This is a genomic window from Kocuria oxytropis (assembly GCF_040981195.1).
GTDB classification, from domain to species: domain Bacteria; phylum Actinomycetota; class Actinomycetes; order Actinomycetales; family Micrococcaceae; genus Kocuria; species Kocuria oxytropis.
Genome location: NZ_JAVFXA010000003.1, coordinates 60554 through 72692, shown reverse-complemented (window position 1 = coordinate 72692; position 12139 = coordinate 60554). Strand labels below are relative to the sequence as shown.

Below are 12139 nucleotides of genomic sequence, written 5' to 3'. Positions count from 1 at the left end.
GCGCCCGCCGGCGCCCCGTGGAGCCCCGCACCGGCCCGGCCCCGGACACGCGGAGGCACCGCACCGGACATGCAGAGGCCCCGCCCACGACGGTGCGTGGACGGGGCCTGTGCGTGCAGGGTCCGCGGGCCGGGGCCCGCTGGGTCACTTGCCCTCGAAGATCTCCCGCATGAGCTGGGCGGTCTCGGACGGCGTCTTGCCGACCTTCACGCCCGCGGCCTCGAGGGCCTCCTTCTTGGCCTGGGCCGTGCCCGAGGAGCCGGAGACGATGGCGCCGGCGTGGCCCATGGTCTTGCCCTCCGGGGCGGTGAAGCCGGCGACGTAGCCGACGACCGGCTTGGACACGTTGGCCTTGATGAAGTCCGCGGCACGCTCCTCGGCGTCGCCGCCGATCTCGCCGATCATCACGATGGCCTCGGTCTCCGGGTCCGCCTCGAACGCCTCGAGGGCGTCGATGTGGGTGGTCCCGATGACCGGGTCGCCGCCGATGCCGATGGCGGTGGTGAACCCGATGTCGCGCAGCTCGTACATCATCTGGTAGGTCAGGGTGCCGGACTTGGAGACCAGGCCGATCTTGCCCTTGCCGGTGATGTTGGCCGGGGTGATGCCGACCAGCGACTCGCCGGGGGTGATGATGCCGGGGCAGTTCGGGCCGATGATGCGGGTGGTCTGCGTGCCGTCCGCCCCGGTCCTCGACTTCGCGTAGGCCCAGAACTCTGCGGAGTCCTGCACGGGGATGCCCTCGGTGATGACGACCACCAGCGGCACCTCGGCGTCGATGGCCTCGATGACGGCGTCCTTCGTGAAGGCCGGCGGGACGAAGACGATGGACACGTCCGCCCCGGTCTTCTCGACGGCCTCGGCGACCGTGCCGAAGACCGGCAGCTCCACGCTGTTGCCGTCCTTGTCCTGGTGGGACACGGTCGTGCCGGCCTTGCGGGCGTTGACGCCGCCCATGACCTGGGTCCCCGCCGCGAGCATGCGGCCGGTGTGCTTGGTGCCCTCGCCGCCGGTGATGCCCTGAACGATGACCTTGGAGTCCTTGTTCAAAAAGATAGACATTGCTGTTCGTTCCTTAGAAGTGGTCGTCCGGTCGGCGGATCAGTTGGCGGCGTGGGCGAGTTCGGCGGCCTTGTCCGCACCCTCGTCCATGGTCTCGGCGAGGGTGACCAGCGGGTGGTTGGCCCCGGCGAGGATGCGCCGGCCCTCCTCGACGTTGTTGCCGTCCAGACGGACCACGAGCGGCTTGTCCTCCTCGTCCCCAAGGATCTCGAGGGCCTTGACGATGCCGTTGGCCACGGCGTCGCACGCGGTGATGCCGCCGAAGACGTTCACGAACACGGACTTGACCTGGGGGTCGTTGAGGATCACGTCCAGGCCGGCGGCCATGATCTCGGCCGAGGCCCCGCCGCCGATGTCCAGGAAGTTGGCCGGCTTGACGTTGCCGTGCTTCTCGCCGGCGTAGGCGACGACGTCGAGGGTCGACATGACCAGGCCCGCGCCGTTGCCGATGATGCCGACCTCGCCGTCGAGCTTGACGTAGTTGAGGTCGTGCTCCTTGGCCTTCTCCTCGAGAGGATCGGCGCTGGACTTGTCCGCGAGCGCGGCGTGCTCCGGCTGGCGGAACTCCGCGTTCTCGTCCAGGGTGACCTTGCCGTCGAGGGCGATGACCTGCCCGTCGCCGGTCTTCACCAGCGGGTTGACCTCGACGAGCGTGGCGTCCTCCTTCTTGAAGACGTCCCACAGCTTCACGAGCACGGGGGCGACCTTCGCGGCGGTCTCGTCGTCGAACTTCGCCGCGCGGACGATCTCCTCGGCCTTGGCCTCGGTGATGCCCTCGGTCGGGACGACCTCGACGCGCGCGAGGGCCTCGGGCCGCTCGACGGCGAGCTGCTCGATCTCCACGCCGCCCTCGACGGAGCACATGGCCAGGTACGAGCGGTTGGCGCGGTCCAGCAGGATCGAGAAGTAGTACTCCTCGGCGATGTCCGCGCCCTGGGCGATCATGACCCGGTGGACGGTGTGGCCCTTGATGTCCATGCCGAGGATCTGCTGGGCGTACTCGTAGGCCTCGTCGGCATTCTTGGCCACCTTGACGCCGCCGGCCTTGCCGCGGCCTCCGACCTTGACCTGGGCCTTGACGACGGTGACCCCGCCGATCTTCTCGGCGGCGGCCCTTGCTTCTTCGGGGGTGGTCGCAACGATGCCCTGGAGCACGGGGACGCCGTGCTTCTCGAACAGGTCGCGTGCCTGGTATTCGAACAGGTCCACGGGTGATTGCCCTTCTTCGTCGAAGTCGTGGGCGGCGGCGACCCGGGCAGTACGCGGGTCGTCCTCCGACCTGGTGGTGAACGGAGCACCCCGCATCCCCCCGGCCGAGGCCCGGCGGATGCGTCCGGCCCGTTCCGCGGAGCCGTTCCGGGCGCGGGACGGAACCGGTGCACTCCCTGTACGAGACTGTAGTGCATGCCGAAACGGCGGCCACAACCGGGGACGCGCACGTGCGGGCCCGCGTTTCTTGATTGACTGAGCCCATGAGCTCTCTCGATCCCCCCGAGAACCGGGCGTTCGCCCCGGCCGATCCCGGCTTCCTCGCCTCGATCGCGACCTTCGCGTTCGTGTCCCTCGGACTCGAGGCCGTCGTCGACGGCACCGTGCTCACCGTCACCGGCGGGATCCCCGAGGTCTATCCGCTGGGCTGGCAGGTGTTCGCCTGGCTCTGCCTCGGCGCGGCGTGGCTCGGGATCCAGCGCGGCCTGGTGGCCTGGTTGCGCCACCGTGCGGCGGACCCTTCACTGCCGCCGCCCACGGCACCCTCCCCCTCCCCCGCGGCCGACCACCGGCGGACCACCACCGCCCTCCTCCTGTTCGTCCTGGCCGTGCTGCTCGGCGTCATCCTGCCCGTCTTCCTCGTGGGCGAGTGGCGCGTCCAGCCGATCCAGCTCTACCTGGACCTCTACGCCGACTACGGAGGGGGCGCGTGGCTGGGCATGGTGGGCTTCGCGGTCTACCACGTGGGCCGCTCCCTGCTGCTCGCCCTGTTCCTGACGTGCGTGCAGCGGGCCGTGGAGCTGCGCCGGCCGCTCCGGTGGACGCGGGCGGCCCCGGTGGGCGGACTCGCCCTGGGACTGCTGCTCGCGCTGCCCGGCCTGGTCCTCGGCGGCTGGGCCTCGGTCGCCACGGCCGTGGCCTGCTGCACCCTGCTGGGCGGGGTGCACAACCTCACCGGCCGGTCGCTGCGCTGGACCGCCCCCGCGGCGGTCGCGGTCCTGCTCTTCGTCTGAGCCCGGCCGGCACCGCCCCTCTCCGGCGCCGTTGTTGCGCCGGTCACAGAAATATCCTCCGGAGGGTTCCCTGTCGCCACAGTATGTCCTAACATAGTGACATCAGGACCAGTGAGACGTGCGTCACTCCGCGAGCCGCCGTCGACCCCATGTCTCTGCACCGTCACGCGCACCGGCTGCGCATGAACAAAGGAATCCCCGATGGCCACATCGTCACCCCGTGAGGCGGCCGCCACGCTGCCTCCGCTCACCTCCGGGCCGCACCGCAAGCGCCTGGGCCTCATCTCCGTCGTCGCCTGCTTCGGCGGCCTGCTCTTCGGCTACGACACCGGTGTGATCAACGGCGCGCTCCGTCCGATGTCGGCCGAGCTGGGCCTCACCCCGTTCACCGAGGGCATCGTCACCAGCTCCCTCGTCTTCGCGGCCGCCGTCGGCGCCCTCTCCGGAGGCCGGATCTCGGACGCCTGGGGCCGCCGCAGGACGATCCTCCTGCTGGCCGTCCTGTTCTTCGTCGGCACGATGATCGTCGTGTTCACGCCCGGCTACGAGATCCTGGTGGCCGGGCGCATCTGCCTGGGCCTGGCCGTCGGCGGCGCCTCGGCGGTCGTGCCCGTCTTCCTCTCGGAACTGGCCCCGTACGAGATCCGCGGGTCCATCGCGGGCCGCAACGAGGTGGCCATCGTGATCGGCCAGCTCGCGGCGTTCGTGATCAACGCGATCATCGGCAACGTCTTCAGCGACGTCACCGGCGTCTGGCGGATCATGTTCGCGATCTCCGCGCTGCCGGCCGTGGCGCTGTTCATCGGCATGCTCCGGATGCCCGAGTCCCCGCGCTGGCTCGTCGAGAAGGGCCGCCACGAGGAGGCCCTCGAGGTGCTCAAGTCGGTCCGCTCCGAGGACCGGGCGATCGCCGAGCTCGGCGAGGTCGAGCACGTCGCCGAGGAGGAGAAGGCCGAGAACCAGATCGGCCTGGGCACGATCCTGACCAACAAGCACCTGATCCGGATCATGCTGGTCGGCATCGGCCTCGGCATCGCCCAGCAGCTCACCGGCATCAACTCGATCATGTACTACGGGCAGATCGTGCTCATCGAGTCCGGCTTCAGCGCGAGCGCGGCCCTGATCGCCAACATCGCCCCCGGTGTCATCGCGGTGGTCGGCGGCTTCATCGCCCTCTACATGATGGACCGGCTCGACCGGCGCAAGACCTTCATGATCGGCCTGAGCCTCACCACCACCTGCCACCTGCTGATCGGGATCGCCGCGATGACGATGGACGCCGGCAACCCGCTGCGCCCCTGGGTGATCCTGGCCCTCGTGGTGGCCTTCGTCGGCTCGATGCAGACCTTCCTCAACGTCGCGGTCTGGGTGTACCTCTCCGAGGTCTTCCCGCTGCACATGCGCGGCTTCGGGATCGGCGTGTCCGTGTTCATGCTGTGGGTCGCCAACGGCGTCCTCTCGCTCTACTTCCCCTCCCTGGTCGCGGCCGTCGGTATCACCGGGACGTTCTTCCTCTTCGCCGGGGTCGGCGTGCTGGCCCTGGTCTTCGTCTACACCCAGGTCCCCGAGACCCGGGGGCGCACGCTCGAGGCGCTCGAGGAGGACGTCTCCACCGGCGCCATCTACAAGATCAAGGCGCCCACCTCCTAGGCGCTTCCCGGCGGCCGGACGCCGCGCGCAGGAGCCCCCGTGGCGGGGACGGTCCCTCGACAGGACCGTCTCCCCACGGAGGCTCCTTCCGTCCCTCCACGGCACCGGGGCCTGGGCGTCCGCGGCGGGCTCCGTGCGTCCGCGGCGGGCTCCGCTCGCCGGCCGGGACCGCAGTGGGCCGGCCGGGCTCAGCCGGTCTTCGTCAGCGGCGCGTAGCGCAGCAGCAGCCGCTTCTCCTCGGCCCCGAAGCGCACCTTGGCCACGGTCTTGTCGCCGGCGCCCTCGACGGAGACCACCGTGCCCTTGCCGAAGGCCTTGTGGTCCACGGTGTCGCCCACCGACAGGCTGGGGATCTCCTTGTTGGGCTGCACCCGTCCCGCCGTGGTGGCCCGGGACGGCGCCATCCGCTCGAAGGCCGCGTTGGACGCGGCCGCCGCGCCCCAGTAGGAGCCCCGCATCGGGTCCCGCTGCCCCGCACCGCCCCCGTGCAGCGCCGACCCCCAGGAGGCCGGGGCCGAGGACCCCTCGCGCTTCCAGTCCAGGAGCTCGGCCGGGATCTCGTCGAGGAACGGGCTGGCCGGGTTGTACTGGGACTGCCCCCACATGGAGCGGAACTCGGAGCGGGTGAGGTAGAGGCGCTCACGGGCCCGGGTGAGGCCCACGTAGGCGAGGCGCCGCTCCTCCTCCATCTCCTTCTCGTCCGTGAGGGAGCGCTGGTGCGGGAACAGCCCGTGCTCCATCCCGGTGAGGAAGACCACGGGGAACTCGAGACCCTTGGCGGTGTGCAGGGTCATCAGCGTGACCACGCCCTGCTCGCGGGCCTCGGCGACCTCCGCCGCGATCTGCTCGGCGCTCGGCCCGCCCTCGCTCCCGGCGGCGGGCCGGTTGGGGATCTGGTCGGCGTCGGCCACGAGGGAGACGTGCTCGAGGAACTCGGGCAGCCCGGCCTCGGGACGGTCCCGCTCGAACTCGCGGACCACGGCCACCAGCTCCGCGAGGTTCTCGACCCGCGACTCGTCCTGGGGGTCCTGGGACTGGCGCAGCGCGGCGAGGTACCCGGACTGCTCCAGGACGGCCTCGAGGACGCTCGCGGCGCCCGCGCCCTCGGCCACCGAGGCGAGGTCGTCCATGAGCTGGACGAACGCCCGGACCGCGTTCAGGGAGCGGGTCGCCATGCCCGGGGCTTCGTCGGCACGGCGCAGCGCGGCCATGAACGAGATCCGCTCGCGCTCGGCGAGCGCCGCGGCGGCGCCCTCCGCGCGGTCGCCGATGCCGCGCTTGGGCTCGTTGACGATCCGGCGGACGTTGATGTCGTCGTCCGGGTTCACGATGGCGCGCAGGTAGGACAGGGCGTCCTTGATCTCCTTGCGCTCGTAGAAGCGGGTGCCGCCCACCACCTTGTAGGGCAGGCCCACGCGCATCAGGATCTCCTCGAGGGAGCGGGACTGCGCGTTGGTGCGGTAGAACACGGCGACGTCGCCGGGGCGGTAGCCGTCCTCGTCCTGCAGGCGGTCGATCTCCTCGGCGATGAACCGGGCCTCCTCGTGCTCGTTCTCCGCGGCGTAGCCGGTGATCTTCTCGCCGCTGCCGGAGGCCGTCCACAGCCGCTTGTCCCGGCGGCCCGTGTTCTTCGCGATCACCGCGTTGGCCGCGGTGAGGATGTTCTGGGTGGAGCGGTAGTTCTGCTCCAGCAGGATGGTCCGGGCCTGGGGGTAGTCCTGCTCGAAGTCGACGATGTTGCGGATGTCGGCGCCGCGGAACGCGTAGATCGACTGGTCCGAGTCGCCCACCACGGTCAGTTCCGCGGGCGGCACGGGGCTCGCCCCGGGCCCGGTGTCCGTCCCGGTGCCGACGAGCTCGCGGACGAGTGCGTACTGGGCGTGGTTGGTGTCCTGGTACTCGTCGATGAGCACGTGCCGGTACCGCCGCCGGTAGTACTCGGCGACCTGCGGGAACGCCCGGAGCATGTGCACGGTCTGGGCGATGAGGTCGTCGAAGTCCATGGCGTTGGCCGAACGCAGCCGCTCCGTGTAGCCGCGGTAGACCTGGGCGACGGCGCTCTCGAAGGGGTCGCTCTCGGAGACCCGGGAGAGATACGTCTCGTCGTCGACGAGCTCGTTCTTCAGCGCGGAGATCCGGTGCTGGATGCTCTTGGGCGCGAAGCGCTTCGGGTCGAGGTCGTGCTGCTTGGCGACGAGCGTGATGAGGCGCAGGGAATCCGCGGAGTCGTAGATCGAGAAGGTCGACTTCAGGCCCACGCTCGCGGCCTCCCGGCGCAGCACCCGCACGCAGAAGGAGTGGAAGGTGGAGATCGACATCGACCGGGCCGAGTCCCCCACCAGCTCGACCACCCGCTCGCGCATCTCGGCGGCGGCCTTGTTCGTGAACGTGATCGCCAGGATCTCCCCCTGGTGCGCCCGGCCCGTGGCCAGGAGGTGCGCGATCCGGTGGGTCAGCACGCGGGTCTTGCCGGAGCCGGCGCCGGCCACGATCAGCAGCGGTGAGCCGGAGTGCTCGACGGCGGCCCGCTGCGGCTCGTTGAGTCCCTCCACGAGCGCGTCGGGCGGGACGGTGCCGCGCCGCGGCGGGCTCGTCGTGGTGCCGGGGCGGTCCACGGAGGCGGAGGGCAGGAGCGGGTTGTCGAAGAGGTAGTCCATCGTGGACCCAGTCTACCGAGGCCCGGTGACGGCAGGACCGGCCGGTGGACGGCCCTCAGACGAAGTGCAGCTCGAGCCGGTGCCGGCCGTTGTCGTCCTCGACCCACAGCTCCGAGTCGGCGACCGTGACCCGCACGGGGCGGCGCAGCGCGATGTCGTCGTCGAACTCGGCGGCGCTCTCGTTCCCGCCGCCGTAGACGGTGTCCAGCTCCCGGCTGGACGGGTCGAGGTGGCGGATCGCGTCGTTGCCGGTGTCGGCGATCACGATCGAGCCGTCGTAGAGGATCTGCAGGTCCTCGGGGTGGTCCAGCTGGGCCGTGTCCGCCGGTCCGTCCGCGAAGCCGGCGCCGGCCCGGCCGACCACGGTGCAGACCTGCGGGCCGCCGTCCGGCTTGTCGGTGTCGATCTCGATGCAGCGCAGGGACGAGGAGTCCCGGTCGATGAGCCACAGCGTGCCGCCGCCGTCCTCGGTGATGGACACGGTGGCGGCGAACTTGGCCTGCGCCGCCTTGCCGTCCCGCCGACCGGACTCGCCGGTCCCCGCGAACTCGTACAGCACGTCGGTGTACGGGTCCCAGCGGAAGAGCCGGTGCAGGGAGGGCACCGCCACGATCACGGCCGAGAGCTTGTGCGACCACACCATGTCCGCGATGGGGGCGCCGCCGAGGACGGAGCAGTCCACCGTGCGGCGCACCGTTTCGTGATCCTTCTCGAACAGCGTCAGCACGTTGCCCTCGGTCAGCCGCATGAGCAGGCCGTCCGGGAGTCCGATGGACAGTTCCATGACCGGCACCTCCGTGTCGTCCTCGTCGAGCGCCCGGTCGTCGTCGGCCGGGCCGCCCCCCGCGCGGTCCGGGAGGACCGGTGCGGGTGGCCCCAGCCTACCCCCCGGTCCCGGCGTTGGGCGGGGGTGCACGCTCGGATAATGGGGGCATGGGACTGACACGCGCACAGAAGGCACGCAAGCACGGCGGCACCCCGGCGGCCCCGGAACCGCCCCGGGGAACACGGCTGCACCAGGCGCGCCCCGGACAGCTCCGGCCCGAGCCCGCGCGCTCGAGCTCGGGCCTGGTGGTGGGCGTGGCCATGGCCGTCTCCGCGGCCCTGTGGCTGTACGTGCACGCCTGGGTGCTGCCCCGTTTCGGGGCCGCCGCGGCCGGCGGGATCACCCTGCCGGAGTGGATGCCCGGAGGGTTCGGCCAGGAGCACGCCCAGCGCCTCGCCTCGGCGCTGGGCGAGGAGGGCCGGGCCCAGTACGAGGCGGTGCACCGCACGTCCGGGCTGCTGGCCCCGCTGCTGGTGGGACTGGCGTGGCTGCTGTTCGTGGCGGTGAACACGGTCTCCCGGCTCCGGCGGTGGGCGCTCTCGGCCGTGGTGCTCGGCTTCGCGACCGTCTCCCTGGCGGCCAACTCCGCGATCGACGCCGCGCTCGCGGACCCCGGGGACGGCTCCGCCGTGACCACGGCCTCGGCGCTGGTGACCGCCCGATGGGTGCTGCTCGTGCTGCTGCTCGCCGTCACCGCGACCGTGACGGTGGAGGTCCTCCGGCGCCGGGCCGGCTCGCGGGCGCCGTCGGACTGACCGGCGACCCCCGGGTGCGCCCCGGCTCGGCTCCGGCGCGGGAACGCCCCGGACCGTGCGGTCCGGGGCGTGCGTGCCCTCGATTGGATTCGAACCAACGACACCGGCTTTAGGAGAGCCGTGCTCTATCCCCTGAGCTACGAGGGCGACGCGAACAGTCTAGGTGCTCCCCCGGACCCCCGCGAACCGGCCGCGTCTAGGATCGGTCGCATGCCCGTCTACATCGATCCGCCGCTGTGGCCCGCCCACGGGACGCACTTCTCGCACCTGGTCTCCGACACGTCCTACGCGGAGCTGCACGCCTTCGCGGAGCGGCTGGGTGTGCCCCGGCGCGCGTTCGACCGGGACCACTACGACGTGCCGGAGAGCCGGTACGCGGAGGCCGTCGCCGCGGGCGCGCACCCCGTGGACGGCCGCCGGCTCACGCGCGTGCTCGTGCGCAGCGGGCTGCGCGTCCCGGCGCGGGCGCGCCCCGACCGGCTCGCCCGCGTGCTGCTCCGCCGGTGGACGGCCCGCTTCCCGGACCACCCGGGACTGGGCCGGGAGCTCCTGGACCGGTGGAGCGAGCCGCACCGGCACTACCACGGCCCCTCGCACCTGCTCGCGGTGCTCGAGGCCCTCGACCTGCTGGGGAGCGGGCGGGCGCCCGACCCGGCGCGCTCCGGGACCCTCGTCCTCGCCGCGTGGTTCCACGACGCGGTCTACCGCGCCCGGCCCGGGGCGGACGAACGGGAGTCCGCGGAGCTGGCCCGCGCCCGGCTCGGCGCGGCCGGGTTCCCCGCGCCGGTGGTGGCGGAGGTCGAGCGGCTGGTGCTGCTCACCCTCGGGCACCGCGCCGGGGACGAGGACCTGCTCGGGGACCTGCTCCTCGACGCCGACCTCTCGGTGCTCGGCGCGGACCCGGCCGGCTATGCCGCCTACGTCGCGGGGGTGCGGCAGGAGTACGCGCACGTGCCGGACCCGGAGTTCGCGCGGGCCCGCCTGCGGGTGCTCGAGGACCTCCGGGACCGCCGGCCCCTGTTCCGCACCGCCGAGGCCCGGCAGCGCTGGGACGCCGCGGCGCGGCGCAACCTCGAGCAGGAGATCGCCCGGCTGCGCGGGGTGGCCGGCCCGCCGCCCGGGGATCCCCCCGCGGGCGCGGCGGTGCTGACCATCACCGCCGTGTGCCTGCAGGACGACGACGGGGCGCTGCTGACGGTGCGCAAGCGCGGCACGGAGCGCTTCATGCTGGTGGGCGGCAAGCTGGACCCGGGTGAGACCCCGGCCGCGGCGGCGGTGCGCGAGGCCGCCGAGGAGGTGGGGCTGCGGCTGGACCCGGACCTGCTGCGCCCGCTCGGGCAGTTCGTGGCGCCGGCGGCGAACGAGGCCGGCACGTGGGTGCGCTGCACCGTCTACACCGCGCGCCTGCCGGGCAGGCCCGTGCCGCTCGCCGAGATCGCGGAGCTGCGCTGGCTTCCCCTCGACGGGGAGCACCCCTCGGCGCTCCCGCCGGACCTGGCCCCGCTGCTGCGGGACCACGTCATTCCGGCGCTGCGCCGGGCTCCGCGGGATCCGCGGACCCGGTCCGGGCGTGCCGCCTCCGGTGGAGCAGGATCCCGGTGACCAGCCCGAGCACGATCCCGATGCCGCCGAAGACCGACAACCACATGGCGGCGTGGCCCACGAACGCGGCCACCACGAAGCCGGCCACGATGCCGGGGACCGCGCCGCCGATCATGCCGTAGGCCATGTAGGCGTACTCACGATCGAGGCTGGTGCGGGCGTTGCGGCTGAAGTCGGTGGACATGCCAGCAGTCTATCGGCCGCCGGGAACGACAGCGGGTGCGCGGTTCCCGTCTGGCCGACCAGGAACCGCGCACCCGAACCGGTGCTCTCGCGTGCGCTCAGCGCACGCGGACGTAGACGGGGCCGGAGCCCACGTTGACGCTGTCGACGACGGTCGTGCCGCCGTTCCACCCGCCGTGGACGGCCTTGCCGCCGCCGATGTACACCCCGATGTGGGCCGCGCCCATGCCGCCGTCGGCGTAGTAGACGAGGTCGCCGGGCTGGGCCTGGCCCGCGGAGACCTGCGTGCCGAGGCTCAGGTAGGAGGCCGGCCAGCCGTGGTGGTTGATTCCGGCGGCGCGCAGGGCGTTGGTCACGAGCGCGGTGCAGTCCTGGCCCACGCCGAGCTGTCCCATGGCGGCGGACGAGATGGTCGCGCCCTTGCCGGAGGCGGAGCTCTGGGTGGTGACGGTGCGCTCCGCGGCCGGAGCGGCCTGCACGGCCGGCTTCGGGGCGGGGGCGGGCTTCGGGGCCGGGGCGGCCTGGACGACCGGCTTCGGCGCCTCGACCACCGGGGCCGGGGCAGGGGCGGGCTTCGGGGCCGGGGCGGCCTGCACGACCGGCTTCGGCGCCTCGACCACCGGGGCCGGGGCGGGGGCGGCCACGGGCTTCGGGGCCGGGGCGGCCACGGCCGCGACGACCGGGGTCTCGACCGTCCGCTCCGCCTTCTTCTCGGTCTTCTTCTCCGCCTTCTTCTCGGTCTTCTTCTCCGCGGGCTTCTCGGCCTTCGTCACGTGGGCGACGGGCTCGAGAGACACGGTGGGCGCCGCGGTGGGGGTGGCGGCCGCGACGGCCGACAGCGGGGCGTCGGCGGAGGCGTCCTGGGACGGAGCGGCCTGCACGGAGACGGTGGTGGCGACGGCGAGGCCGGAGAACGCGGCGACGGCGGCGACCGTGCGGGCCTTGCCGCTCAGGAGGGAGGCGATGCCGTTCGGGGAGGACAGGTCACGAGTCATGAGGAGTTCAGGCGGCTTTCTGGCGGGGCCGGGGCGGTCTGCCGGAGGGACGCGGAGACAGCGCGGATCACCCCGGGCGGTGCTCGGGGTGATCCGGTGTCCGGCAGGACCGTGTTCCGGGATCGGGAACGACGGCCGGGCGAGCGGAGGAGGGGGCCGTCCGGTCGGACAGCAGGGAGCACGGAGA

General features: G+C 72.5%; 10 protein-coding genes and 1 tRNA gene. 4 read left to right on the top strand and 7 right to left on the bottom strand.

From position 1 onward, the window contains the following. Positions 1 to 144 precede the first annotated feature (144 nt). Positions 145 to 1062, bottom strand: a complete 918-nt coding sequence (gene sucD, locus QYM41_RS04310) for a succinate--CoA ligase subunit alpha (RefSeq protein ID WP_368798508.1) — start codon at positions 1060 to 1062, stop codon at positions 145 to 147. A gap of 39 nt (positions 1063 to 1101) precedes the next feature. Then, on the bottom strand, positions 1102 to 2271 hold the full coding sequence (gene sucC, locus QYM41_RS04305) for an ADP-forming succinate--CoA ligase subunit beta (protein ID WP_368798507.1): 1170 nt from the start codon (positions 2269 to 2271) through the stop codon (positions 1102 to 1104). A 263-nt stretch (positions 2272 to 2534) separates the two neighbouring features. Here sucC and QYM41_RS04300 point away from each other — a divergent pair, with 263 nt between their 5' ends. Further along, complete coding sequence (locus QYM41_RS04300; RefSeq protein WP_368798506.1) at positions 2535 to 3284, top strand: hypothetical protein; 750 nt, start codon at positions 2535 to 2537, stop codon at positions 3282 to 3284. A gap of 201 nt (positions 3285 to 3485) precedes the next feature. Beyond that, positions 3486 to 4934, top strand: a complete 1449-nt coding sequence (locus QYM41_RS04295) for a sugar porter family MFS transporter (RefSeq protein WP_368798505.1) — start codon at positions 3486 to 3488, stop codon at positions 4932 to 4934. A 188-nt stretch (positions 4935 to 5122) separates the two neighbouring features. Here QYM41_RS04295 and pcrA read toward each other — a convergent pair whose 3' ends face one another. Together pcrA and QYM41_RS04285 are read right to left on the bottom strand one after the other, a co-directional pair. Beyond that, positions 5123 to 7591: a DNA helicase PcrA gene (gene pcrA / locus QYM41_RS04290; RefSeq protein ID WP_368798504.1), complete on the bottom strand. Its 2469-nt coding sequence runs from the start codon at positions 7589 to 7591 to the stop codon at positions 5123 to 5125. A 55-nt stretch (positions 7592 to 7646) separates the two neighbouring features. Next, positions 7647 to 8375, bottom strand: coding sequence for an NHL repeat-containing protein (locus QYM41_RS04285; protein WP_368798503.1), 729 nt, complete (start codon positions 8373 to 8375; stop codon positions 7647 to 7649). A 149-nt stretch (positions 8376 to 8524) separates the two neighbouring features. Between QYM41_RS04285 and QYM41_RS04280 the strand changes: the two genes are divergently transcribed. Further along, positions 8525 to 9172: a hypothetical protein gene (locus QYM41_RS04280; RefSeq protein WP_368798502.1), complete on the top strand. Its 648-nt coding sequence runs from the start codon at positions 8525 to 8527 to the stop codon at positions 9170 to 9172. A gap of 74 nt (positions 9173 to 9246) precedes the next feature. On the opposite strand, the gene QYM41_RS04275 is transcribed toward QYM41_RS04280, so the two are convergent. Then, positions 9247 to 9319: transfer RNA gene (locus QYM41_RS04275), tRNA-Arg, on the bottom strand. A gap of 63 nt (positions 9320 to 9382) precedes the next feature. Between QYM41_RS04275 and QYM41_RS04270 the strand changes: the two genes are divergently transcribed. Beyond that, positions 9383 to 10774 carry a DUF4031 domain-containing protein gene (locus QYM41_RS04270; protein WP_368798501.1) on the top strand — a complete coding sequence of 464 codons (1392 nt, stop codon included), beginning with the start codon at positions 9383 to 9385 and terminating at the stop codon, positions 10772 to 10774. Here QYM41_RS04270 and QYM41_RS04265 read toward each other — a convergent pair. Further along, a complete protein-coding gene (locus QYM41_RS04265; protein ID WP_368798499.1) occupies positions 10692 to 10958 on the bottom strand; it encodes a hypothetical protein in 267 nt (88 codons plus the stop codon). The two genes, QYM41_RS04270 and QYM41_RS04265, sit on opposite strands and share 83 nt — an antisense overlap. A 97-nt stretch (positions 10959 to 11055) precedes the next feature. Next, complete coding sequence (locus QYM41_RS04260) at positions 11056 to 11952, bottom strand: C40 family peptidase (protein ID WP_368798498.1); 897 nt, start codon at positions 11950 to 11952, stop codon at positions 11056 to 11058. Positions 11953 to 12139: the final 187 nt, after the last annotated feature.